Genomic DNA, 26,302 nt, shown 5'->3' on the forward strand with positions numbered 1-26,302 from the left:
TTCCAGCATCAGGCTGATTTTAGTTAAACAATTTTAGAAATAAAAATGCTTATCGCAGCTATAATGGTGGCAAATAATACACCTCTTGCGTGATAGTTTTGCTTTTTTCTAATAAAAACGAAAAAAGGTAAAAAGTTTAAGATTGCCCCCAGGGCAATTAGTTTTCCAATATACCCCTGGGCAATGGCATCGTCCAGGGTTTCATCTATTCCCATTTCAGAGAAAAGAAGGGTATAAAGAAAAATACCGCCAATATTGGCAGAAAGTCCTGTTAGAAATCCTATAAAAATGTTTTGCTTAATCATTAAGCTCCCAGGTGTTTAAATCGTCTAAAAAGTGATGAGCGGTTAAATCAAATTGTACCGGTACCACTGAAACGTAGCCGTTTTGCAATGCCCATTCATCGGTATCTTCCCCTTTATCTTTATTCACAAATGTACCGGTAAGCCAGTAATAATCGCGTCCCTGCGGGTTGGTTCTTTTATCAAATTCTTCTTCCCAATGGGCGTTCGCCTGTCTACAAACTTTCATTCCTTTAATTTCTGAGGCAGATAATTTCGGAATATTTACATTTAGAACAACGCCGGTTGGCAAACCATTTTTAATGACATTTTTGGTAATGGCCTTTACATATTTTTTCGTAGGCTCAAAATCTGCATTTAAAGAATAATCCAGTAGCGAAAATCCAATAGCGGGAATTCCTTCTACACCGGCTTCTACTGCAGCACTCATAGTTCCAGAATAGATCACGTTTATAGAAGAATTAGAGCCGTGGTTAATTCCGCTAACACAAAGATCGGGTTTGCGGTGCAGAATCTCCTGTGTGGCGATCTTCACACAATCTGCCGGAGTGCCCGAGCAGCTGTATTCTTTATGCTTGTAATTTTCTTTTATGGTTACCTGTTCACAAAATAAGGTGTCGCTAATAGTGATGGCGTGTCCCATTCCGCTTTGTGGACTATCGGGTGCCACAACCACTACATCGCCCAACTCTTTCATCACTTCTATTAGAGTTCTTATCCCGGGGGCGGTTATACCATCGTCGTTGGTTACTAGAATTAAAGGTCTCTTCTTCGTCATAGCTTATTTTATATAGGCTAAAATAGTAATTTCAGCAAGAAACCTTATCTTAGTAGTTTAACAAATTATTATTACCTGTTAGCTTTATTGGCACAATTTTTAATGTATTTTGGAGAGCTGTTAATGATGAAATTTATGCGATTTATGAAAAGGAATTTAAAAATCTTAGTGGTAGTGCTACTAATGGCTGCCACTTCCTGTAGTTTCACTACTAAAAAATTTGACGACCCTAATAAAGATAAACTTCTTATAGACCTTATTACTTACGTTCTTAACGAAGGGCACTACGATGCCCGGGATATTAATGACGAATTTTCTGAAGGGGTTTATGATAAATATCTTGAAGGTTTAGATGGGTCTAAACGTTTCTTTTACGAAAGTGACATTGAAGAATTCAATGCTTACCGGGATAAAATAGATGACCAGATCAAGGAAAAGCAAATTGACTTTTTTGATCTGACTTACAACCGACTTTTAAAGCGATCTGAAGAAGCAAGGGATATCTATAGAGAAATCCTTGAAAAACCTTTTGATTTCTCTAAAACAGAAGATATAAATACTGATTTTTCTGAAGCCGAGTATGTTTCTTCTAAAAAAGAACTGAAAGAACGTTGGAGAAAGCAGCTTAAATTTTCTACGCTTATCACCTATTTCGATAAAATTGAAGAAGAAGAGCAGAAAAAAGAAGAAGACCCAGATTACGAAATGAAATCTAAAGAAGAGCTTGAAAAAGAAGCCCGCGAGGTAACTTTAAGTTCTCTAGAAGAGTATTATGATTTTACAGATGATCTTGAGCGTAAAGATTATTTTTCAGTGTATTTAAATTCAATTGTAGAAGCTTTTGATCCTCATACCTTTTATTTCGCCCCTCAGGATAAAGATAGATTTGATATTGCAATGTCTGGTAAATTAGAGGGAATTGGAGCCAGGCTGCAAAAGAAAAGCGATAATATTACCATTACCGAAGTGATTTCCGGCGGTCCCGCCTGGAGAAGTGAAGAGCTTTCTGAAGGAGATGAGATCTTAAAAGTACAGCAGGAAGACGAAGATGATCCTGTGAGTATCGTGGGTATGCGTTTAGAAGATGCTGTAGATTTAATTAAAGGCCCAAAAGACTCTAAAGTGACCTTAACAGTTCGTAAAAAATTAATGGGTAATATTGAAGAGATTACACTTACCCGTGATATTGTTGAAATTGAAGAAACCTATGCTAAGACAGCTATGGTTCAGGAAGAAGGTAAGAATTTTGGGATAATCAATTTGCCTAAATTCTACTTTAATATGGAAGATTATGAAGAGCGGAATGCTGCTTCAGATATCAGAAAAGACATTATTAGATTGAAAGAACAAAATATGGACGGCCTCGTGCTTGACCTTAGAAATAACGGCGGCGGATCCTTGAAAACGGTGGTTGATATCGCCGGACTTTTTATTGAAGAAGGTCCAATTGTTCAGGTAAAATCTAACGGACAAAGAAAAGATGTACTATCAGATGAAGATCCTTCTGTTTTGTGGGATGGCCCGCTTGTGATTTTGGTAAACGAACTTTCGGCTTCAGCTTCAGAAATTCTGGCTGCTGCAATGCAGGATTATAAAAGAGCAATTATTATTGGTAGTAAACAAACCTATGGAAAAGGTACTGTTCAAAATGTGATAGACCTTAATCGTTGGTTAAGAAGTAATGAATTTGGAGATGTAGGAGCGCTTAAATTAACTACCCAAAAGTTTTACAGGGTAAACGGTGGTTCTACTCAATTAGAAGGTGTAAAAAGTGATGTAGTTGTTCCAGACCGTTACAGCTTTGTAGATATTGGGGAAAAAGATCAGGATAATCCTTTACCGTGGGATAAAATTGATCCTGCTAACTACCGTGTTTGGGATGGTTATGTGAACTTTGAAAAAACCATTACTGAAAGTAAAGAAAGAATGGATACCAATCAGCAATTAAAGCTTATAGAACAGCACGCTAAATGGATTAAAGATCAAAGCGAGAATAGTTTCCATTCTCTTAATTTTGAAGAATATGCTTCAACGGCTGAAAGGAACCAGGAAATGGCAAAAAGGTTTGATTCTATAAAAAATTATAAAACTAATCTTACTTTTACTTCTTTGCCCTACGAAGAGGAGTTGTTCCAAAACGATACTATTTTAAAGGAAAAAAGAGATCGCTGGCATTCTAGCTTGAGCAAAGATGTTTATGTAGAAGAAGCAATCCACGTGCTGGCTGATATGAAAAAAAATAATATAAGGCAGGATAAATTGGCCAAGGTTCAGGACTAATTTTCCTATAAGAAAGATAAAAGCGCTTCAGAAATGAGGCGCTTTTTTTATGCCTTAGAGTCTTAGATTATTTTCAAAATGAATTGCTCTCATTCATTTCATTTATGGCAGATAATTTTCTTCTGAAAAACTTAGATTTGCATTATGTTGAAACGAAAATATATTTATCCGTTAGTCATATTAATTGTAGCTGCGATTTTACTTATGGTAGAACGCTGTAATTAAAATGACATCCTATCTGAATCCAGTTTTATAAAAATAAAGAGTAGGATAGTAAATGCCCAAAGACCCGAGCCTCCGTAACTCAAGAAAGGCAAAGGAATACCTACAGTAGGGAAGATACCAATAACCATCCCTATATTTACCAGAAAGTGCATAAAAATGATTCCTATTACCCCATAACCATAAACCCTGGTAAAAGTAGACCTTTGCCGTTCTGCAAGGTAGAGTAGGCGTAACATAAGCATGACGAAAAGGCCAAGGATAAAAGTACTGCCTAAAAATCCCCATTCTTCTCCTACGGTGCTAAAAATATAGTCTGTATGTTGTTCTGGGACAAAATGCCCTTTGGTTTGAGTTCCTTCGGTCCAGCCTTTTCCAAATAAGCCGCCACTACCAATTGCAATTTCACTTTGATTGGTATTATAACCAATTCCGCGGGAATCCACTTCTTTGCCCAGTACTATATTAAAACGATCCCTGTGGTGTTGTTTAAAAACATTTTCAAAAACATAATTTACCGAAAGGGAAAATCCTATGGCTACTGCAGCAAAGAATAGGTATTTAAGGAGGTTTGGTCTTCGCTTTAAGTTTTTGAGGTAAACCAATACAGCGATTAATAAAACGCCGCCAATAACCCACGCGGGACCAAAAGCAAGAGTGGCTACAAAAAGTGTAGCTGCAAAAAATCCTAATAATAGATAAGCAAAATGAAGACCTTCGCGATAAAGGGCGAAAGCAAATGAAAAATATACCATAGCACTCCCTGCATCTGGCTGTAACAGCACTAAGATCATTGGAAGGCCAATTATTAGAAAAACCCTTAATTGATGCTTAAAATCTTTAATATTGGTTTGTATGCCGCTTAAGTATTTCGCGACGGCAAGTGCAGTTGCTGCTTTTGCAAACTCTGCCGGTTGGATACTAATAGGACCTATTTGGTACCAGGCAGTTTGGCCGGCAATTGTGCTACCAAAAACAAACAATCCTGCTAAGCTTAGCAGGCTTATGGCATAAATAACACTGGAAAATCTTTGGTAAAATTTAGCTTCAATAGATAATAATATAATTATTAAAAGAAAGCTTAAAATGATCCATAGTCCCTGTTTGCTATATATTTGATTGAATTCAAAAAAACTGGTATGACTTTCAGCCAGGGAAGCTGAGTAAATATTAGCCCAGCCAAATCCAACTAATAAGAGATAAATTAAAATAGTAAGCCAATCGAATCCCGCTACACTTTTCCCCATTTATCGATTAATTATAAAAGGTTCCCCGCTTAATGGTTTTGCATACTCTTCTTCAAGACTGTTGTTTAAGATCCAGTCTTCCATATCTGTTCGGGTTATTTCTTTTTTAATATATTTTTCAACCATTAGGCTTGCAATTCTTCCTGCATAACGGCTTCCCCAATATCCGTTTTCTACAAATACGGCAATTGCTATTTTGGGGTTATCTACCGGTGCAAAAGCCACAAAAATGGAGTGATCTGTAAGTTGGGTTCGCTTACCATCTATTTTTGTGTAGTTTTCAGCAGTACCGGTTTTTCCGGCAATTTCAATACCCGGTATTTGCAAACTTCTGGCGGTACCATTTTTATAAACCTCGTGCATTCCTTCAACTACTGGATCAAAATGCTCTCTGTCTATAGTAGTTTGATTCTTCACCGTGAATTTTTCTTCCTTTATAGGGTCTCCATCAATTTCTTTTAAAATATGCGGAGTATAATACCAGCCACGATTGGCAATGGTGGCTGTCATGTTCGCTAATTGAATAGGAGTCATTAAAATTTCACCCTGGCCAATGGCATTAGAAATTGTAGCCGTAGAGTACCACTTATAGGTTGGGTAATTATAAATTCGGTTATAATAATCGGCATCGGGTATTTTTCCCGGTCTACCGGTACTGAGGTCATTCCCCATAAACTGCCCAAGTCCAAAACTTTGTAAGTGCTTGTTCCATGTGTCCATTCCTTCCTGCGGAGTTGGATATTTTTCTATCGTTTTTCGATAAACCTGAGCAAAGTAAGAATTACAGGAGTGTGCAATTCCCGGCACCAAATTAAGTGGACTGGGATGCGAGTGGCATCCTAAAGGGCGTCTTGCACCATAATGGTAACCATTATTACAGGAGAATCTGTCGTCTGTATCTATAACTCCTTCCTGAAGTGCTATTAGTCCGGTTAAGGTTTTAAAAGGAGATCCGGGAGGGTATTCGGCTAAAAGTCCGCGATCGTAAAGTGGCTGGGCAATAGAATCGTAGTAAAGTCTGGTGTAGTTGGGAGATCTCTTGCGGCCCACCAGTAATGCCGGATCGTAAGTGGGAGCAGTTACCAAAGATAGAATTTCACCGCTTTCTGGCTCTATGGCAACAATTCCGCCGCGTTTGTTTTTCATTAATTTTTCTCCATAGGCCTGAAGCTCGGCATCTATGGTAATGCTGATATCCTTTCCTTTGGTTGGCAATGTATCGTAAATACCGTCTTTATATGGCCCAATATCCCGGTTAAACCTATCTTTCTGAATGTATTTCACCCCTTTCTCACCACGTAGTAATTCTTCGTAAACTTTTTCTACACCACTTCGGCCAATAAGGTCACCAGAAATATAATACGGGTCTTCGTTAACTTTCTTCTGATTTACCTGTGCAATATAACCCAGCACATTTGCGCTGTGGTCTACCTGGTAATCTCTTAAGGAACGCTTTTGAATATAGAAACCTTCATATTTACGCATTTTCTCCTGTAAATAGGCATATTCAGCTTTGGTAAGCTGCGGAATAATTACCGAAGGAAGAATAGGCGAGTAGATCTTTGCTTTATCTAGGCGACGGCCCAGTTCCTCAGGTTCTATGCTTAGAATCTTACAAAATTCGGTAGTGTCAAAAGGTTTTAGGTTTCTGGGAATCGCCATCACATCGTAAGAAGGCTGGTTAGAAACCATTAATTTCCCATTTCTGTCAGAAATATAACCGCGTTGCGGATAATCGTAAACAACTTCTATGGCATTATCCTGCGATCTTACCGCAAGAGAATCGTCCATTATTTGTAAATAGAAAAGACGGGCAAGAAAAATAAGGCCCGTGGTAAAGATAATAATGTAAAGAAGTAATTTTCTCATCTATATTTTTTGCTGAAAACTGCTAAACTAAGCATGATCATAATAACACTGAAGATCCCTGAAAATAACGTTTTCTTGAGAACTATTATTATATGACTTAAGCTAAACATTTCCAAGAAAAATAATATAAAATGATGGATTAAAATACTAATAAAAATATAGCTTAATCTTGCCCCAATTGGGGTGGTAGAAAGTCTTAAGTTTTGATGGTCATAACTTATTCCAAATGAAAATCTAAGCAAGTTAGGTCTAATAAAAGCAATTACTGTACAGGCAGCTGCGTGAATCCCGCCACTATCCTCAAAAAGATCTATACTAAAGCCTAATAAAAATGCCAGGACTAAAAAAATGCTTTGGTTTCCATTAAATGGGTAAAGCAAGATAAACAGGACGTATAGATATGGATTTATATAACCCAGAAAATTAATATTGTTGAGGATTAGTACCTGTATAAATACTAAGCCAACAAACCTGATGATATTTTTTAGAATACTATTGTTCATCTTCCTGCTCCTCTAATTCCAGTATTTCTTCCCGCTCCAGGTTCTCGATAACATACACATAACCAATATTGGTCATATCATTAAAGAGCTTAACATTAATAGTGTAATAACTCTCGCTTTGGTCTAATTTAAAATCTTCAATGCTACCAATAGGAATTCCTTCAGGAAAAATTAAAGATTTACCTCCGGTTACAATGGTATCTCCCTCTTTAACAGGTGCCTGCCTGGGAACATCAATTAACTGTACAATATTGGGGTTTTTGCCATTCCATATTAAACTTCCAAAATGATTGGTTTTACTCAATTGGGCATTAATCCGGGATTCTGAATTCAATATGGAAATTACCCGGGAAAACCTGTTGTTAACCCTGTCTATAATTCCAATTACTCCTTTGCTGGTAATAACTCCAAATTCAGATTTTATGCCGGCTTCTTTTCCCTGGTTAAGGGTTAGGAAATTATTTCGCTTGGCATAATTATTATTAATCACTCTTGCAGTTCTAAAATAATAAGTGCCATCAAAACTGGAAGTATCGGTATAGTTTTCTACCGAAATTGTGTCGTTTAAATTGGTGAGTACGTTACGCAACTGCTTATTCTCTTCCATGAGTCGCTTGTTGTACTCATCTAAATGCATGTACTTATCAAAATCGTTAGCCCAGGAATAGATGCCACCGGTAAGACTGTTGGCCGAACTTATAAAGCTACTCTTGTGATAAGAATGGGTTTGAATAGTGAAAAATACAGCTAATGACAGCAGAAATAAGAATAGAATATTATTCTTATTCCGAATAAGAAAATTGAAAATTTGCTGCATAAAAAACTACTTCTCCTACTTTATCAAAATTCCCTTATATCTATTTAGGGTTTTTAAGCATATTCCGGTTCCTCTTACTACCGCTCTTAATGGATCTTCGGCGATATAAACCGGAAGATCGGTTTTTTGAGATAACCTTTTATCCAAACCTCTAAGCATAGATCCACCACCAGCAAGATAAATACCGGTATTGTAAATATCGGCAGCAAGTTCTGGAGGGGTTTGCGATAAGGTTTCCATTACCGCATCCTCAATCCTTAGAATTGATTTATCCAGGGCTTTAGCAATTTCACGATAAGAAATGTTTACCTGTTTGGGTTTTCCTGTTAAAAGGTCACGTCCCTGAACACTCATTTCTTCTGGCGGAACTTCTAAATCTTCAGTCGCTGCACCAATCTGTATTTTTATTTTTTCAGCAGTACGCTCTCCAACATATAAGTTGTGCTGTGTACGCATATAATAAACAATATCATTTGTAAATACATCACCGGCGATTTTAACCGATTTATCGCAAACAATCCCGCCAAGCGCAATTACGGCGATTTCGGTAGTACCACCACCTATGTCTACGATCATATTTCCTTTAGGCTGCATAATATCTACGCCAATACCAATTGCAGCCGCCATAGGCTCGTGAATAAGGTAAACCTCTTTCCCGTTCACACGCTCTGCACTTTCTTTTACCGCACGCATTTCTACTTCGGTAATGCCAGATGGAATACAAATTACCATTCTAAGCGCCGGCGTAAACATCTTCTTTTTAAGCGCCGGAATTTCTTTAATGAACATGGTGAGCATTTTCTCACTAGCATCAAAATCGGCAATTACCCCATCTTTCAATGGGCGAATGGTTTTTATATTCTCATGGGTTTTTCCCTGCATCATCGCAGCTTCTTTCCCTACTGCGGTTATTTTTCCCGTAGTACGGTCTCTTGCAACAATAGAGGGACTGTCTACCACCACCTTATCATTATGAATTATAAGGGTGTTCGCAGTTCCTAAATCTATTGCTATTTCTTCAATGAGAAAGTCAAAAAATCCCATGGTTTATTTGGTATTGAGGTTTGGTAAATGTACTAAAATTAATGTTTAAAATGGCGTGTTCCAGTCATCACCATCGCTATATTATTTTCGTTGCAATAATCTATACTAAGTTGATCTTTTATTGATCCTCCCGGCTGAATTACCGCTGAAATTCCTTCGTTTCCGGCAATCTCCACACAATCAGGAAATGGGAAAAATGCATCACTCGCCATTACCGCTCCTTTTAAACTGAAATTAAAAGATTTTGCCTTCTCGATACTTTGTTTTAAAGCGTCTACACGAGAAGTTTGCCCGGTACCGCTGGCACATAATTGCTTGTTTTTTGCCAATACGATAGTGTTGGATTTTGTGTGCTTACAGATTTTTGAAGCGAATAACAGGTCAGATAACTCATCATCTGTTGGATTATTGTTTGTCGCCTGTTTTAAATCTTCAAGAGCATCTGTTTTATGATCTTTCTCCTGAACTAAAACTCCGTTTAAACAAGTTTTAACTTGTTTCTGCGGAAGTTCGGTTTCTTTCTGGATCAATAAAATTCTATTCTTTTTTCCCTTAAGGATATCTTCGGCCTCTGCAGAGAACGAAGGGGCTATTACTACTTCGCAGAATAATTTATGAATTTCTTCAGCTGTAGCTTTGTCAATTTCAACATTACTAATTAAAACACCACCAAAGGCTGAAACCGGATCTCCTGCCAATGCATCTATATAAGCCTGGTGTAAAGTGTCGCGTTGTGCCAAACCACAGGCGTTGTTGTGCTTTAAAATAGCAAAAGTTGGGTCTTCGCCTTTAAATTCATTAATAAGGTTTACCGAGGCATCTACATCTAACAGGTTGTTGTACGAAAGTTCTTTTCCGTGTAGTTTTTCAAACATCGCATCAAAATCGCCATAAAACTCCCCTTTTTGATGCGGGTTTTCACCATATCTAAGGGCTTTTCCGTTTTGGAAACTTTGTTTGTAAGCTTCAATTTCCTGGTTAGCATTAAAATAATTGAAAATAGCCGTGTCATAATGGGAAGAAACATTAAAAGCTTTTCCTGCGAAAAGTTTACGATCAGCAAGGCTGGTTTCTCCACTTTTTTCGTCCAGTAAATTTTCAAAACCTTTATAATCTTCAACCGAAGAAACGCAAAGCACATCTTTAAAGTTCTTTGCGGCAGCGCGAATAAGCGAAATTCCGCCAATATCTATTTTTTCAATAATATCCTGTTCTGAAGCTCCCGAAGCTACGGTTTTCTCAAAAGGATAAAGGTCTACAATCACAATGTCTATCTGCGGAATTTCGTATTCAGCAAGTTCCTTTACATCACCTTCATTATCCTGACGATTTAAAATTCCGCCGAAAACTTTTGGATGAAGTGTTTTAACACGTCCGCCTAAAATTGAAGGATATGAAGTCACATCTTCTACAGGAACTACGTTAATTCCCAGATCTTTGATGAATTTTTCGGTACCTCCGGTAGAGTAAATGGTGATTCCCAGGTCGTTCAGTTTTTTTACGATGGGTTCCAGGCCGTCTTTGCTAAATACAGAAATTAAAGCAGATTTTGCTTTTTTTAAGTCGCTCATTGTGTTGTGTTTGTTAAAGTGGCAAAAGTAAGTATTTAAGCCAAAAACATAAAAGGCATTTCTTTTATTTATCCAGAAATTTTGTAACGAATTTTAAACCCGGGCGTCATACCACTAAGCACAAAATAATCTGGGCTTTATTTACTCGATAATCGAGATTAAATGCTCCGATGTTTGCCTCGAAATCAAATTATATTTCCGAGAATAATGCTTCTTGAGCTTGCTCCGAAGTAGTTTACTCATTAAGTGAGGTTTAAAATGTGCCGAAACTGGCGTTAAAGTGTTTTTAATTTTTCAACCCAATAACTCGTGGGTCTGTCCCGAGCTTTGTTTATTATGCTGATATATTTACGCGTACTTAAAGAGAGTTTTAATTTTGCGATCAACGCATTAAAAAACAATAAGCTAAGAACTTTTTTGTCTTTGCTTGGCGTTACTATCGGTATTTTTTCCATTATTGGGGTGCTTGCCGCGGTAGATTCTTTAGAGCGTGAAATTAAAGGGAGTTTAAGCGCTTTAGATAATAGCACCATTATAGTAATGCGTTTTTCTTTTGGTCCTACCGAAGTTCCACAATGGAAACGCCAGCAATTTCCAGATGTTTCTTACGATGAATATCAATATTTAAAAAGGAATCTTCCCAATACAGAATCTATAGCCTATAGCATTGGTGTGCCAAATGAATCTATAAAGCACGAGGATGTTACCAGTACAGGCGTAGGAGTAGGGGCAGTTACGCACGAATATTATGATATTGAAGCCTTTGAATTAGAAGACGGTCGGTTTTTTAACGAATCTGAATCGGTTAGTGGTTCGCCGGTAATCGTTTTAGGTCACGAAATTGCCAATAATCTTTTTGGGAACTTTGATCCGCTTGGGAAAGAAGTGCGTATGTATGGCCGTAAACTTACGGTTATTGGCGTATTGTCAAAACAGGGTGCCAGTCTATTTGGCGGCTCCAGGGATGGCCAGGTTTTTCTTCCTGCAAATGTTGCGAGAAGGGTTTATGGAGATAATAACAAAGGCGTTTTTCCGCAGTTGATCTTAAAACCTGAAGATGATGTGGATAATGCTGAATACATTGCTGTACTTGAGCAGCAATTGCGTAATTACCGCGGAATTAAACCCGGTGACATCAATAACTTTTTTGTAAATCAACTTCAGGGATTTGCCGATTTTATAGATAATATTACCGGCCAGCTTAATTTTATAGGACTTATCATTAGTGGATTTTCACTTTTAGTTGGGGGCTTCGGGATTGCGAATATTATGTTTGTTAGCGTTAAAGAGCGAACAAACCTTATTGGTATCCAGAAATCTCTAGGTGCAAAGAATAAATTTATCCTGTTTCAGTTTTTATTTGAAGCAATAATCCTTGCAATAATTGGTGGTCTTGTAGGTCTCGGACTTGTTTGGTTGGTTTCCATCGCCGCTTCGCAATTTACCGGCGATTTCCAATTTGTACTTTCTGGTTGGAATGCTTTTATAGGAACTGCGGTTTCAGCATTAATCGGTTTAATCTCAGGAATAGTTCCGGCGATTTCAGCTTCGAAATTAGATCCGGTAGAAGCTATCAGAACAGGAATGTAAACTTTAAAGAAATGAAATTAAAATTTAAAATATTCTATGCTTTAATCAGTCTATTTACCGCATCGGTTGCCGTGGCCCAGGACGGGTTGATTCTTACTGCTGAAGAAAATAAGGAATGGGTAGAAAACCTTAAAGCTGAAGAAGAACTAAGCCAGCAATTAAGTTTGTTGAAAAAGCGAATAGTGGCAGATACAGCCGTAAACTTTTCCTCACGTTTTATATGCTTAACAGGCTTTTCTCCCGAAAAGCGAAAGGAGATAGAAGCTAAAAGAGCAGCTGAAAAACCAGGCGAAGATTTGCATTCTCGCCACCGTCCCTTATATCAATTCGTCAATAACGAAGAAGTAATTTCCCTTGGTGGTATAGAAGACAGTACAGCAGTAGATCTGCAAGAATTTCTAACAACCCAGGAGGTCTCTTCCCTGGAAATATTTTACGATCAACCCGAGAACGTTCTGTATGGAGTTCGCGGCGAAAGTGGGGTGATATTAATCAAATTAAAAGAGGAAAAAACTTTTGAGCGCGTAAAACAATTACTGCTTTAAGTTTTTAACTTAAAACTTCTGCAACTTTCTCATTCACCCATTGTAAAAATTCTTCATCTTCCTTAGAAAATGGATCTGGGGTATGCGAATCAATATCGATCTGGCCAATATTCTCGCCGTTCAAGAAAAGCGGTACAACTATTTCAGCTTTCACGTTAATGCTACAGGCTATATAATTAGTTTGCGCTTTTACATCTGGAACTACAAAGTTTTCATTAGAAACCGCTACCTGCCCGCAAATCCCTTTTCCGAAAGGAATAATAGTATGATCTGTAGGTTCCCCGGCAAAAGAGCGTAATTTCAACTCTTCCTTATCGCCGTTCTTAAAATAAAAACCTACCCAATCGTAATAAGGAATATTTTCTTTTAAAACTTCACAAACCTGCGATAATTTATGGTCTACCGATAGATTTTCGTTTTCAAGAATCGCTTTAACTTCCGGTTTTAATTTCTGAAAAGACATAGTTGATATTTTGGTGCAAAAGTATTTAAAAATAATAGTAAGCGCAGGCACATATTTATATAAATTTGTTAAAAACCAACCCGAAACTTGCTAAAGTTATTCGTTAAATATAAATCGGTACTCCGTTTCATCTTTATGTTTTTGGGGAGTTACCTGGTTTTTACACTCCTCTATAATCTTTACCTGGAGTTTTTTAGATCTCCGGTTTATTATCCCGATTATTTTACCCACCTCGTGGCAAAACAAAGTGAGGCCTTAATAAGTGGCTTTGGTTACAATGCGCAAATCTTACCTCACCAGTCAGAACTTTCTATGAAATTGATCGTGAATGACGCTTATTTAGCGAGAATTGTAGAAGGTTGCAACGCGATTAGTATTGTAATTCTGTTTGCATCTTTTGTGCTTTCCTTCTTCGGAAAATTAAAATTAACGATGCTTTATTTACTGGCGGGCGCTGTAATAGTTTACGCGATGAATATAATTAGGATCGCTATTCTTGCCATTGGAATTTATGAATACCCTGAGTATACTGACTTTCTTCATAGCATTATTTTTCCATTAATCATCTACGGCACCGTTTTTATACTTTGGCTTATTTGGGTGCGAATTTATAGCCGTAAACATAGCGTATGAAACAGCTAATAAGGCTTTCGGGGATTGGGATTCTAGTAGTCTTACTGGTTTTAGTAAGGCTTTTTGAGCATCAGCTGTTTTACGACCCTTTCATTGATTTTTACGGTTACGGTGGGCATTTGGCGATGGATGTGCCTCAAATTATCTTCCCTAAACTATTGCTGAATATAAGTTTACGTTACTGGCTAAATACCATAATTTCTCTGGTTATTCTTTTTGTATCTTTTCGGGATAAGAATATAGTGAAATTCGCCGCCTTATTATTTGCTTTACTTTTCGGAATTAGCCTGGCCACGTTTAGCGTACTTTATTTTAATCTAAATGCACAAAATGTAATGGGCTTATTTTATGTGAGAAGATTCCTAATTCATCCGTTGTTTATTCTCATTTTACTCCCTGCTTTTTATTATTATCGCCTGAAAAAAAGGGCAAATCCATAATATTGAAAGTTTTTCCAAAAAACCTGAAAATGCTTTATTTCAAAATTTTACCTATTTTTGTAGCTGATGAAAAAAGCTTTTCAACATAGCATTTCTGTAGCAATGGCACTTTTAGTGCTGTTTTCAACCTTTTCTTTTACGGTTGATAAACATTTCTGCGGAAGCTTTTTAGTAGATAAAGCTATTTTTTCTGAAGCCAAAACCTGCGGTATGGAAATGGAAACTTCAGCTGAAGATTCTTGCTGCACTAATGAAAAATTGGCAATAGAAGGTCAGGATGAGTTAAAACATCAGTTTGATTCTCTGGACCTGGACCAACAAGTTTTTCTTGCCGGTTTTGCTTATTCCTATATCTTCGTTTTAGAAGATTATTCAAGGGAAATTACTCCATTTAGAGATTATTCTCCTCCCTTGCTCGTCAGCGATATTCAGCTGGAAGGTCAGGTCTTTCTTATTTGATTATTGAATTTTAGATACTTACCGGTTCATCTTTGAATCCGGCAATAGCCTCGTTTTTATAAGTGGCTTTTTAAATTATTCTAAAATTTGATAATTGAAATATTATGCTGAACAAAGGCATTAAATTCTTAATAGAAAATAAACTCGTAGCGGTTATTTTACTCGTCCTTTTTGTGGGTTGGGGTGTCGTGAATGCGCCATTTAACTGGGACACCGGCTTTTTGCCTTCAGACCCTGTGGCGGTAGATGCGATTCCCGATATTGGTGAAAACCAGCAAATAGTATTTACCAAATGGCCGGGGCGATCACCTCAGGATATTGAAGATCAGATCACCTATCCGCTTACTACTTCACTCTTGGGCATTCCCGGGGTAAAAACCATTCGTAGTTCTTCTATGTTCGGCTTCTCCAGTATCTATATCATTTTTGAAGAAGATGTTGAGTTCTATTGGAGCCGAAGTAGAATTCTGGAAAAGCTCAATTCGCTTCCCTCTAATTTGTTGCCGGATGATGTAAGTCCTGCGTTGGGTCCCGATGCTACTGGTTTGGGTCAGATCTTCTGGTACACTCTTGAAGGCCGCGATAAAGATGGAAACGTTACCGGTGGTTGGGATTTACATGAGCTAAGGAGTATCCAGGATTATTATGTGAAATATGCTCTTTCTGGAGCGAGCGGGGTTTCTGAAGTGGCATCTATAGGCGGCTATGTTCAGGAATATCAAATAGATGTTAATCCAGAGCTCATGCGCCAGTACGGAATTGGGCTTCAGGAAGTGGTTTTAGCGGTAAAAGAAAGCAATCGAGATATAGGCGCACAAACCCTGGAGATCAATAATGCCGAATACCTTGTTCGTGGTTTAGGTTATGTGAAATCGGTAGAGGATATCGAGAATGCAGTGGTGACTTCTGAAGATTATGCTTCCGTAAGTATTAAAGATATTGCGAAGGTTTCCTTAGGTCCTGCCCAAAGAAGAGGGATTTTAGATAAGGAAGGGGCTGAGGTTGTTGGCGGAGTCGTGGTGGCCCGTTATGGCGCAAATCCGCTGGAAGTGATCAACAATGTTAAGGATCAAATCGATGAGATTAGCCGTGGTTTACCTTCCAAAACTCTTAAGGATGGAACCGTTTCCCAGGTTACCATCGTGCCTTTTTATGATCGTACTGAACTAATAAAGGAAACCCTGGACACCTTAAGGGAGGCGTTAACCATGGAAATCCTTATCACGATTCTAGTGATAATTGTGATGGTTTTCAATTTACGGGCATCGGTGCTTATTTCGGGCTTGTTGCCGGTCGCGGTTTTAATGGTGTTTATCTCGATGAAACTATTTAATGTGCCGGCCAATATTGTGGCTTTATCTGGTATCGCTATTGCTATTGGAACCATGGTAGATGTTGGGGTTATTTTATCTGAAAATATTCTCCGGCATCTTGATGAGCGCAGTACCGATGAAAATGGAAATAAACTTCCCATTAACAATGTTGTTTATAATGCCACTTCAGAAGTTTCCGGAGCGATCTTAACTGCAGTGCTTACCACTATTATTAGTTTTATCCCTGTCTTTACTATGATAGGAGCCGAAGGAAAATTATTTAGGCCCCTGGCATTTACTAAAACCATGGCGCTAGTGGCTTCGCTAATCGTGGCTTTATTTATAATTCCGCCTTTTGCTGCAACTTTCTTTAAGAAAAGAACCTCAAAAGCTAGCATAGGATATGTATTCAATGCGATTCTTATCATAGCAGGTCTTACGGCGATGGTCTTTGGTTATTTTACCGGCATTATTTTAGTTGCTTTTGGCGTTACCGGTATTTTAATACTTCAGAAAAAGATCACGCCAAAAAGGGCAAATCTTATCAATATCATCATTTCAGCTTTCGCCATTGTCTTTTTATTGGCTGAATATTGGAGGCCGCTTGGTTTTGACCGAAGCATTTTTATGAACCTTATTTTCGTTGGTCTTATCGCTTTTGGTTTGCTGGGCATTTTCACGGTTTTTAGAAGAAATTATACCCGAATTTTGACCTGGGCGCTGGCTAATAAAATCCTTTTTCTATCGGTCCCCACGGTAATTGTGATTTTTGGGTTCTTAATTATGCAAAATACAGGGAAGGAATTTATGCCTTCTCTAAATGAAGGCTCCTTTTTATTGATGCCAACTTCGATGCCTCATGCCGGCGTGGAAGAAAATAAGAGAGTATTGCAGCAACTGGATATGGCTGTAGCCAGTATTCCTGAAATTGAAACCGTGGTGGGAAAAGCTGGCCGAACAGAATCGGCATTGGATCCTGCACCACTTTCTATGTACGAAAATATTATTCAGTATAAATCTGAATATATGCGTAATGCGGATGGTGAGCGCCAAAGATATAAGGTAAATGAAGATGGTTTATTTGTATTGAAAAATGGCAAGCTGGCACTAAATCCTAATTCTGATATGGATGAAGATGTCAATTATAAAGAAGCTAAACTGGTTTCCGAAGCATTAAGCCTGAAACACGAGCAACTACTGCCCGATGAAGATGGGGAATATTTCCGAAACTGGCGCCCCGGAATAGAATCACCCGATGATATTTGGAACGAAATCGTACAGGTGACTAAATTACCCGGAGTTACTTCGGCACCAAAACTTCAGCCTATAGAAACCCGTCTGGTTATGCTCCAAACCGGGATGCGTGCGCCAATGGGAATAAAAGTGAAAGGGGATAACCTGCAACAAATAGAAGCTTTCGGAATGAAGCTGGAAGAAATCCTGAAAGAAGCTGAAGGCGTAAAGGATGAAGCTGTTTTCGCCGATAGAATCGTTGGAAAACCTTACTTATTGATCGATATTAAGCGCGATCGCCTTGCCAGGTATGGAGTATCTATTGAAGATGTTCAGCAGATTCTGGAAGTTGCGGTGGGAGGAATGCAAATAACGCAGACTGTAGAAGGTCGGGAACGATACGGAGTTCGAGTGCGTTACCCACGAGAATTAAGAGCTAACCCCGAAGACATTAAAGATATTTATGTTCCTGTAGAAGGCGGAAGTCCTATACCATTAAGCGAATTGGTAAATATAAGGTACGAAAAGGGGCCGCAGGTGATTAAAAGTGAGGACACTTTTTTAATTGGATACGTGTTGTTTGATAAGCTAGATGGTTATGCAGAAGTAGATGTGGTAGAAAATGCCCAGGCAACTATTCAGGAGAAGATAGATTCGGGGGAATTAGTAGTTCCCCAAGGTATCAACTACCGTTTTACCGGAACTTATGAAAATCAATTAAGGGCAGAAAAAACTCTTTCTGTCGTTGTGCCTTTATCATTGCTCATCATATTCCTGATCCTGTATTTTCAGTTTAAATCTGTTTCAACTTCTTTAATGGTATTTACGGGAATTGCGGTTGCTTTTGCCGGAGGCTTCTTAATGATTTGGTTTTATGGTCAGGATTGGTTTATGAATTTCAACTTCTTTGGGGAGAACCTTCGTGATTTGTTCCAGATGCATACCATTAATCTTAGTGTGGCGGTTTGGGTAGGTTTTATTGCCCTTTTTGGAATCGCAACCGATGATGGAGTGGTGATGGCTACTTACCTTACCCAAACTTTCGATAAAAATCTAACTGAAACTAAAGACCAGGTAAGAGCATCTGTAATAGAAGCAGGGGAAAAGCGGATAAGACCTTGTTTGATGACCACGGCTACAACCATTCTGGCGTTGTTGCCAATATTAACATCAACCGGGAGAGGTAGTGATATCATGATCCCCATGGCAATTCCTGCCTTTGGAGGAATGCTCATTGCATTAATAACATTGTTCGTAGTGCCGGTACTTTTTAGTTGGAGAAAGGAAAGTCAGTTAAAAGTTAAAAGTGAAAAACTAAAAGTGATCAACTAAAAATTTACAATTATGGCTAAAAGTATTTTAAGAGATAAAAGCTATTCGTTTGCTCTTTTGGTTATTCAGAGACATAAAATAATTGTTAATGAGAAAAAGGAGTTTGTGATAAGTAAACAAATTCTAAGAAGTGGAACAGCAATCGGTGCGCTTATTCGAGAAGCAGAATTTGCAGAAAGTAAAAAAGACTTTATTCACAAAATGAGCATTGCTTTAAAAGAGGCAAACGAGACAATTTATTGGTTAGACTTATTGAAAGATTCAGAGTTTATTGAGTATTCAGTTCATAAGGATCTTCAGGTTAACTGCAAGGAATTGGTAGCTATGTTGGTGAGTACCATTAAAACCGCCAAATCTAAAATTTAGTAAGATGAAAATTTTTCAAATAAAATTCATTGGGCATATGGAAGGACGAAAGTTAAGCTTTAAAAGTCTTCTCGTACTTTTCACTCTTCACTTTTCGTTTTTAACTTATAACTCCAGTGCCCAGCAATTGGAGTCTTATATCCAGGTGGCGGAAGAGAATAATCCGCAGATCCAGTCTTTTAATTTGAAATATGAGATTGCGGAGGAAAAGATAAACGAGGTGAACGCTTACCCTGATACCGAGTTTGGAATTGGGTATTTCGTAAGTGAACCAGAAACCAGGACCGGTCCGCAAAAATTAAGGCTTTCCGTTAGGCAGATGCTTCCCTGGTTTGGAACTATTACCGCAAGGGAAAATTACGCAGGTTCTATGGCAGATGCAGAATATGTAGAGATAGCTGTCGCTAAGCGCCAACTGGCCCTTGCTGTTGCCCAGGCTTACTACCGATTATATGCGAACGAGGCTAAACAAAAAATCTTACAGGAGAATATAGAATTATTGGAAACCTTTCACGAGCTGGCGCTTAATTCCCTTGAAGTGGGCAGTGCTTCAGCGGTAGATGTGTTAAGGCTTCAAATGCGCCAAAATGATCTGGCTCAGCAAAAAGAAAGCCTGGAACAGGAATTTAATGCGGAAGAAGTGCTCTTTAATAATCTGCTGAACCGGGAAGAAAATCTTTCGGTAAAAGTTGTTGATTCGCTTTTTATTCCAGAGACTCAACCTAATGAAAAGGAAAGAGTAGCTGAGGTGCACCCCGAATTATTGAAATTCGACAAACTCTATGAATCGGTAGTAGAAGCTGAAAAATTAAATCTTAAAGATGCGGCGCCAAAACTGGGTTTTGGGGTAGATTATGTAAGCGTTGCAGACCGTACCGATATGGCATTAGCCGATAACGGGAAAGATATACTAATGCCTATGGTTTCTCTTTCTATTCCCATTTTCAACAGTAAATATAAGTCCGTTACAAAGCAAAATGAACTTCGACAAAAAGAATTACAGGCGCAAAAAGACCAACGCTTAAATCTTTTGCAAACCAGGTTAGAAGAAGCTATTAGCATTAGAAACTCAGCAAGAGTTACTGCGAATACCTTTATTGAAAATTTAGAACAGGCGAAAGATGCTGAAGAAATCCTGGTAAGAAGCTATGAAACCGGCACTATCGATTTTAACGATGTTTTGGAAATACAGGAGTTACAGCTAAAATTTCAAACCGGACTTATCGAATCCGTGAAGAACTATTATATGCAAGCTGCGGTAATCAATTACCTAAGTAAATAGGTTAGAAATAATTTTTGTAAAGCCCAAGATTAGGTTCCGGCAGGCGAAAATATTAGAATTAACAGAACAAGTAATATTTTAAAAAATGAAAAAATATATCATTTATATCTTAATCCTTATCAGTGGCCTGGTGCTGGGGTATCTTTTCTTTGGAACGGGAGACGTTAAAAACGGAAAGCAAGAAACTGAGGTGGCAGACGGGCATGATCATGAAGGAGAAACTTCTCAAATGTGGACTTGTTCTATGCATCCACAGATTATGCAACCCGAACCCGGTGATTGCCCTATTTGCGGAATGGAACTTATTCCTGCAGATGCTAATGCCGATGGCCTAGGGGCAGATGAGTTCCAAATGACCAACAATGCTATGGCTCTGGCCAATATTCAAACCATTACTGTTGGGGGAGGGGGAGAAGTTGAAAATACCCTTACTCTATCAGGTAAGATCCAGGTAAATGAAGAAGCCAATGCGGTGCAGGTAGCCTATTTTGCAGGAAGAATAGAAAGCCTTAATGTTAGTTTTACCGGTGAAAATGTGAATAGGGGCAAGCTTTTGGCGACTATTTATTCCCCAGAACTTGTTGCCGCACAACAGGAATTGCTTACAGCAGCAAAAATGAAGGAAAGTCAACCGGCGCTTTATAATGCTGTACGAAACAAACTAAAATTATGGAAATTATCAGACGCGCAAATAAATTCTATTGAAGAAGCCGGCCGGGTAAAGGAGAACTTTCCGGTTTTTGCAACAGTATCGGGAACGGTTACTGAAAAATTGGTACAGGAGGGAGATTATGTTGAACAGGGACAGCCTTTGTTTAAGCTGGCAAATTTGAATTCGGTTTGGGCGGTTTTTGATGCGTATGAGAATCAGATTTCCGGTTTAGAGGAAGGTCAAAAGATCAAGGTAACCACCAATGCCTATCCCGATAAGGAACTGGAAGCTACCATTTCTTTTATAGATCCGGTTTTGAATACAGCTAGCAGAACGCTAAGGCTTAGGGCAGTTTTGGATAATAAGAATGAAAATTTAAAACCCGGAATGTTTGTTAAGGCAAAACTAGAAAGAAGTGCAGGGCAGGAACAGGAGTCTACTTTAAGCATTCCAAAAACTGCGGTTTTATGGACCGGAGAACGTTCGCTGGTGTATGTGAAGACCAGCCGTGATAAGCCTGTTTTTGAAATGCGGGAAATAGAATTAGGCGCCACTTTAGGCGAAACCTACGAAGTATTATCCGGTCTTGAGGCTGGCGAAGAAATTGTAGCTCACGGAACATTCACCGTAGATGCCGCTGCGCAATTGCAAGGCAAAAAGTCTATGATGAACCAGGGTAAAAAGAAAGAGGATTCTGCTGGAATGCAGATGAATTTACCCGATAGCTTTCAAAAAGATTTTACCGGTGTGCTATCAGCTTATTTTGATCTAAAAGATGCCTTTGTAAACACCAATGTTGAAGAGACTAAAGCTGCTGCTTACAAAATGCTTCAGCAGACAGAAAACCTGAAAATCTCCAACCTTGGAACAATGGAAACCCAACACTTTAAAAAGATCAGGAGTATGCTCGAGGCTATTTCGGTAAATGATAATATCGAGAACCAACGGGATCATTTTATAGTGCTTTCAGAAAATATAATCGCTTTCGCCTCCAATATGGAAACCTTTAAAAAACCGGTTTATATTCAACATTGCCCTATGGTAAATAACAATAAGGGAGCCGATTGGTTAAGCCTTTCCGAAGAAATTAGAAATCCATATTTCGGGGAGGTAATGATGAATTGCGGAGATACTCAACAAAAATTGTAAGACGGCCGCATAATTGGGCTAAATAAAATTAACAGAAAATGCTTGTAAAGGTTTTTATAAAAAATATGGTTTGCGACCGATGTATAAAGGTGGTGAGAAATGAATTGCTTGAAGCTGGCGTTGAAGTGGTTGAGGTAGAACTGGGCCGGGTGGTCTATAAAAGCCTTGATAAAGAGCAAGATGCACGCAAATTGTATAATGTTCTGAATGAAAACGGGTTTCAGTTAATCGAAAGTACCGATAGAATCTTAGTGGAAAAGGTAAAACTTAGTTTAATACGCCTTCTGCAAAAGTTGCCAATAGAAAAAACAGGCACCTTATCAAGCTATTTATCAGAGAAAACCAATTGTGATTATTCACGATTGAGCAGGATCTTTTCCTATACCGAAAATACTACTTTAGAGAAGTATTTTATAAAATTAAAAATTGAAAAAGTGAAAGAACTTATTCAAACCAGTGAATATAATTTTACGGAAATAAGTCAACTGCTGGATTACAGTAATGCTAACCATTTGTCAAGGCAATTTAAATCTGAAACAGGAATGAATCTTACCGAATATAAGGCTCTAAATCAAAATTTTAGGAATTCTTTAGACCAAATTTTATAGAAGCTTTATCAAAATATGATAAGCTATGGAGCTATTTGTCCGTAATTTAGAGTTCAACCAAAACCTAGTCAAAAATGAAAAATATACTCTTAAATTTTGGAGTGATCTTCTTAATGACGATCCCTCTAATTTCCTGTGTAGATAACAAAGGGAAACAATCGGTTGAAATAGACACCCCTGAAGAGGTTAAAAAAGCGGAAGAAAAAACAGCAGATGTTGCCGATCAGGATTTTATAGATGGGATGACAGGAAAAATATGGCATAACTACCTGGAAATTAAAATAGCTTTAACCAATGCTGATGCCAACAAGGTTCAGGATATCGCTAAAAGTATGGTTGCCTCCTTTTCGGAAGAGCGTGCAGATATGAAAGCTATGGCCCAGGAATTGTCTGAAACCGAAGACCTGGAAAAACAAAGGGAATTATTCGCAGCATTTACAGAAAAAGCGGGGCCTATGTTTGAAGATGCACTTTCCGGTGGTACTATCTATAAAAAGTTCTGCCCTATGGCTTTTAACAATAAAGGAGCTTACTGGTATGCTGATATCGAAGAAATAAACAACCCATATTTCGGTGATAAGATGCCTAATTGTGGTGCCGTAAAAAAGACAATTAAAAAATAAAAAACCTTAACCAACCAAAAACTTAATAAGATGAATACAGAAGATAAAAAACAACACAAAAAGGGTGGAAGTAATTACGTTAGATTTTTTCTAATGCTTGGTCTCTCCTTTTTGGCGATGTACATCACCATGTACTTCAATACTTACGAGTTTGATCACGTATATTTTAGCCTTACGCGATTTTATATGACCTGCCTGGGAATTTCAGCGATGGCAGTAATTATGCTTTCTCTTATGCTTAAAATGTATAAAAACAAGAAAAAAAATATTGCCATTTATTTGGGGAGTCTTGTCTTATTCGTTTCGGCCTTAGGTTTGGTAAGAGCACAACGTCCAATTATTGGTGATGTTTTATATATGAAAGCGATGATTCCTCACCATTCTATCGCGATTTTAACCAGTAAAAGAGCCGATCTTCAGGATCCCGAAACTAAAAAATTGGCTAAAGAAATTATTGAAGCTCAGAAAAGGGAAATTGCTCAAATGAAAAAGATAATATACCGTTTGGAGAATGAGGAGGAGTAGATAATGCTAGCCATATTTTCAAAGCTTTTTAAACGCTCTGAATATTTTTAAAATAATCTGATACACCTTGTTATGATGAAAATAAAAGGTTATTTGTCTTTAGTATTCGTGCTTTTCGGTTTTTTTTCCTATGCTCAACAGGAGACGGAGGCTTCGGTAGAGGGGAATGTAAATAACCTGCCCGTACGCGAATATAAAATTACTATAGACCAGGAAAAGGTAACCAAGGCCGAAGGAAAAGAAACCATGGGGATGACCGTAAATGGAGGTATTCCCGGGCCCACTCTCGAATTTATCGAAGGTGAGTATGCCGTAATTTATGTTGAAAATAAAATGGATGTGGAGACCTCTATCCACTGGCACGGGATGCTCTTGCCTAATTTCTATGATGGGGTGCCTTATTTAACCACCCCGCCAATAAAACCTGGTACTACTTTTAAATATGAATTTGAAATAAAACAACATGGTACTTATTGGTACCATTCGCATACCATGCTGCAGGAGCAAAGCGGGGTGTATGGCTCTTTATTGATAAATCCCAAAGAAAAGGAACTGGATTATGATAAAGATCTGGTATTGGTACTTTCAGACTGGACTAATGAAAAACCCAAGGATGTCCTTAGATTCCTGAAAAGAGGAACCGAATGGTACAATATTAAAAAAGGAACTGCTACACCTTTAAACCAGGTAATTAAGCGGGGTGCTTTAGGAGCGCAAATCAATTTTTGGAGGCAACGTATGGAAGGTGCTGACATTGCTGATATTTACTATCCTGCATTCCTCATTAATGGGGAAGAAAAAATAGAATATCCCGAATTTAAACCTGGGGAAAAGGTTAGACTGCGTATTATAGATGGTGCAGCCTCTACATCTTTTTGGATGACTTTTGGAGGTAATATGCCTACGTTGGTTTCTGCCGATGGAAAAAATGTAGTGCCGGTTAAAAAGAATAAAACATTTATAGGTGTTGCAGAAACTTATGACTTTATCGTAACCATTCCTGAAGAGGGAAAAATAGAATTCAAAATTATGGCTCAGGATGGTTCGGGTACGGCTTCAGCTTATCTTGGTACCGGTAGAGTTCTTCCCGCTCCCGATGTGCCAAGACCAGATAAAATTGGGATGATGCAGAAAATGGCTAAGATGAAAATGAGAATGGGCGCACCTGCAATGCAATTTAACCCCGGTAACCCAGATCCTTATGAACTTAAGGAGAAATGGGGCATGCAAATGGATGGAATGGACCATGCTAATATGAAGATGGATATGGAGAAAGATTCCGCGATGTCAGGGATGGATCATTCCAAAATGAAAATGGAGAAAGACACTATGAAAATGACTGATTCTTCTGAAAAAAATATGCAGAAGGATGAGATGAAAGATATGGAAGAGGAAGAATCTGGTGGTATGGATATGTTTTCAGAATATAATTATGATTATTTGAAAGCTCCTGTAAAGACGGATTACGATGAAGATATTCCGGTCACAGATATTCTTCTGAATTTAACAGGGAATATGTCTCGTTATGTGTGGAGTTTAAACGGGGTGCCTTTGGCGGAATCAGATAAAATAAAAATTGAAGGCGATGAGGTTACCCGAATTACTTTTAATAACCTTACCATGATGCACCACCCTATGCACCTGCACGGCCACTTTTTTAGGGTAATAAATGAAAATGGGGAATATTCACCTTTAAAACATACGGTTAATGTGCCGCCAATGCGGGAAGTGACTATCGAATTTTACGGGAATGAGTATGGAGACTGGTTTTTACATTGCCACATCTTGTATCATCTGGATTCAGGTATGGCAAGAGTGGTAAGTTATGATACCAAAAGGGACGAAAGAATGAAGCCCTTTCCTCTAAGTAATTTAGTCCAGGAAACGAATAAATTCTATACCTGGGGAATGTTAGATGCTGCATCCCACATGACAGAGCTTAATGTGGTGAGTTCAAATATAAGAAATCAATTTACTGCTTTGGCTGAATACGGCTGGAACCAGAACCTTGAAGCTGAATTCACCTATGAATATTACCTTTATGACTGGGTTCGACTTTTTGGAGGGGTAAATGTGGAGAACGAAATGGAAGATAGCATGGATGAACTTAGTACTACAGCGATTGGAGGGATCAGGTATTTTACTCCATATATGTTTGCTTTAGACCTTCGTCTAGATAATAAGTTGAGGCCTCAAATTAGTCTTGCCAGGGAAATTATGATCTTCCCTCGGCTAGTATTATTTGGAGAATATGAATTTCAAGCAGATTTTGGTTGGGTTAACGATCTTGAACTAGGAAAGAATTTTGAAGACGAACAGGTTTGGACCGCCGGACTGGAATATTTTCTTTCTAAAAACTTTTCGCTGATGGGAAGTTATGACAATCGCTTTGGTGCCGGAGGAGGTTTGTCCTTAAGATTTTAAAAAAAATAAAATAGAAATCAAAAATTAGAAAT

General features: G+C 38.2%; 22 protein-coding genes. 14 read left to right on the top strand and 8 right to left on the bottom strand.

Annotated elements, in window-relative coordinates; translation table 11 throughout:
* Positions 1 to 23: 23 nt before the first annotated feature.
* Complete coding sequence (locus tag APB85_RS07335) at positions 24 to 305, bottom strand: hypothetical protein (protein WP_057482678.1); 282 nt, start codon at positions 303 to 305, stop codon at positions 24 to 26.
* Positions 298 to 1,080 carry a 5'/3'-nucleotidase SurE gene (surE, locus tag APB85_RS07340; protein ID WP_057482679.1) on the bottom strand — a complete coding sequence of 261 codons (783 nt, stop codon included), beginning with the start codon at positions 1,078 to 1,080 and terminating at the stop codon, positions 298 to 300. Before surE ends, APB85_RS07335 begins: the two co-directional genes overlap by 8 nt.
* 144 nt (positions 1,081 to 1,224) lie before the next feature.
* Between surE and APB85_RS07345 the strand changes: the two genes are divergently transcribed.
* Positions 1,225 to 3,360, top strand: coding sequence for a carboxy terminal-processing peptidase (locus APB85_RS07345; protein WP_057482732.1), 2,136 nt, complete (start codon positions 1,225 to 1,227; stop codon positions 3,358 to 3,360).
* Between the two features lie 221 nt (positions 3,361 to 3,581).
* On the opposite strand, the gene rodA is transcribed toward APB85_RS07345, so the two are convergent.
* From rodA to purH, 5 genes are all read right to left on the bottom strand, one after another.
* A complete protein-coding gene (gene rodA / locus APB85_RS07350) occupies positions 3,582 to 4,829 on the bottom strand; it encodes a rod shape-determining protein RodA (protein WP_057482680.1) in 1,248 nt (415 codons plus the stop codon).
* Positions 4,830 to 6,698, bottom strand: a complete 1,869-nt coding sequence (mrdA, locus tag APB85_RS07355) for a penicillin-binding protein 2 (protein ID WP_057482681.1) — start codon at positions 6,696 to 6,698, stop codon at positions 4,830 to 4,832.
* Between the two features lie 492 nt (positions 6,699 to 7,190).
* Entirely contained in the window at positions 7,191 to 8,018 is an 828-nt protein-coding gene (gene mreC / locus APB85_RS07365; RefSeq protein WP_057482683.1) for a rod shape-determining protein MreC, read from the bottom strand.
* 15 nt (positions 8,019 to 8,033) lie between these two features.
* Positions 8,034 to 9,062, bottom strand: coding sequence for a rod shape-determining protein (locus tag APB85_RS07370; protein WP_057482684.1), 1,029 nt, complete (start codon positions 9,060 to 9,062; stop codon positions 8,034 to 8,036).
* Between the two features lie 38 nt (positions 9,063 to 9,100).
* Positions 9,101 to 10,633 carry a bifunctional phosphoribosylaminoimidazolecarboxamide formyltransferase/IMP cyclohydrolase gene (gene purH, locus APB85_RS07375; protein WP_057482685.1) on the bottom strand — a complete coding sequence of 511 codons (1,533 nt, stop codon included), beginning with the start codon at positions 10,631 to 10,633 and terminating at the stop codon, positions 9,101 to 9,103.
* A 336-nt stretch (positions 10,634 to 10,969) separates the two neighbouring features.
* Here purH and APB85_RS07380 point away from each other — a divergent pair, with 336 nt between their 5' ends.
* Together APB85_RS07380 and APB85_RS07385 are read left to right on the top strand one after the other, a co-directional pair.
* Positions 10,970 to 12,223 carry an ABC transporter permease gene (locus tag APB85_RS07380; protein WP_057482686.1) on the top strand — a complete coding sequence of 418 codons (1,254 nt, stop codon included), beginning with the start codon at positions 10,970 to 10,972 and terminating at the stop codon, positions 12,221 to 12,223.
* Positions 12,224 to 12,234: 11 nt separating this feature from the next.
* The gene (locus tag APB85_RS07385) at positions 12,235 to 12,768 is read left to right on the top strand and encodes a hypothetical protein (RefSeq protein ID WP_057482687.1); all 534 of its coding nucleotides are present in this window, start codon (positions 12,235 to 12,237) and stop codon (positions 12,766 to 12,768) included.
* A 4-nt stretch (positions 12,769 to 12,772) separates the two neighbouring features.
* On the opposite strand, the gene APB85_RS07390 is transcribed toward APB85_RS07385, so the two are convergent.
* On the bottom strand, positions 12,773 to 13,231 hold the full coding sequence (locus APB85_RS07390; RefSeq protein WP_057482688.1) for a GAF domain-containing protein: 459 nt from the start codon (positions 13,229 to 13,231) through the stop codon (positions 12,773 to 12,775).
* An 87-nt stretch (positions 13,232 to 13,318) separates the two neighbouring features.
* On the opposite strand from APB85_RS07390, the gene xrtF reads away from it, so the two are divergent.
* From xrtF to APB85_RS07445, 11 genes are all read left to right on the top strand, one after another.
* Positions 13,319 to 13,864 (top strand): exosortase family protein XrtF, encoded by a 546-nt coding sequence (gene xrtF, locus APB85_RS07395; protein ID WP_057482689.1) that lies wholly within the window; start codon positions 13,319 to 13,321, stop codon positions 13,862 to 13,864.
* Positions 13,861 to 14,304 carry an exosortase F system-associated membrane protein gene (locus APB85_RS07400; protein ID WP_057482690.1) on the top strand — a complete coding sequence of 148 codons (444 nt, stop codon included), beginning with the start codon at positions 13,861 to 13,863 and terminating at the stop codon, positions 14,302 to 14,304. Before xrtF ends, APB85_RS07400 begins: the two co-directional genes overlap by 4 nt.
* Positions 14,305 to 14,370: 66 nt before the next feature.
* On the top strand, positions 14,371 to 14,763 hold the full coding sequence (locus APB85_RS07405) for an HYC_CC_PP family protein (RefSeq protein WP_057482691.1): 393 nt from the start codon (positions 14,371 to 14,373) through the stop codon (positions 14,761 to 14,763).
* A 104-nt stretch (positions 14,764 to 14,867) separates the two neighbouring features.
* Positions 14,868 to 18,641 (top strand): efflux RND transporter permease subunit, encoded by a 3,774-nt coding sequence (locus APB85_RS07410; RefSeq protein ID WP_057482692.1) that lies wholly within the window; start codon positions 14,868 to 14,870, stop codon positions 18,639 to 18,641.
* Between the two features lie 12 nt (positions 18,642 to 18,653).
* Entirely contained in the window at positions 18,654 to 19,007 is a 354-nt protein-coding gene (locus tag APB85_RS07415) for a four helix bundle protein (protein WP_057482693.1), read from the top strand.
* Between the two features lie 37 nt (positions 19,008 to 19,044).
* Complete coding sequence (locus tag APB85_RS07420) at positions 19,045 to 20,289, top strand: TolC family protein (protein WP_057482733.1); 1,245 nt, start codon at positions 19,045 to 19,047, stop codon at positions 20,287 to 20,289.
* 85 nt (positions 20,290 to 20,374) lie between these two features.
* On the top strand, positions 20,375 to 22,090 hold the full coding sequence (locus APB85_RS07425; RefSeq protein ID WP_057482694.1) for an efflux RND transporter periplasmic adaptor subunit: 1,716 nt from the start codon (positions 20,375 to 20,377) through the stop codon (positions 22,088 to 22,090).
* A gap of 38 nt (positions 22,091 to 22,128) precedes the next feature.
* Positions 22,129 to 22,698 (top strand): helix-turn-helix domain-containing protein, encoded by a 570-nt coding sequence (locus tag APB85_RS07430; protein WP_057482695.1) that lies wholly within the window; start codon positions 22,129 to 22,131, stop codon positions 22,696 to 22,698.
* A 74-nt stretch (positions 22,699 to 22,772) separates the two neighbouring features.
* Positions 22,773 to 23,321: a DUF3347 domain-containing protein gene (locus APB85_RS07435; RefSeq protein ID WP_057482696.1), complete on the top strand. Its 549-nt coding sequence runs from the start codon at positions 22,773 to 22,775 to the stop codon at positions 23,319 to 23,321.
* A gap of 30 nt (positions 23,322 to 23,351) precedes the next feature.
* Positions 23,352 to 23,846, top strand: a complete 495-nt coding sequence (locus tag APB85_RS07440; RefSeq protein WP_057482697.1) for a DUF305 domain-containing protein — start codon at positions 23,352 to 23,354, stop codon at positions 23,844 to 23,846.
* A gap of 75 nt (positions 23,847 to 23,921) precedes the next feature.
* The gene (locus APB85_RS07445; RefSeq protein WP_057482698.1) at positions 23,922 to 26,270 is read left to right on the top strand and encodes a multicopper oxidase domain-containing protein; all 2,349 of its coding nucleotides are present in this window, start codon (positions 23,922 to 23,924) and stop codon (positions 26,268 to 26,270) included.
* Positions 26,271 to 26,302 lie beyond the last annotated feature (32 nt).

Source organism: Salegentibacter mishustinae, assembly GCF_002900095.1.
Lineage (GTDB): Bacteria > Bacteroidota > Bacteroidia > Flavobacteriales > Flavobacteriaceae > Salegentibacter > Salegentibacter mishustinae.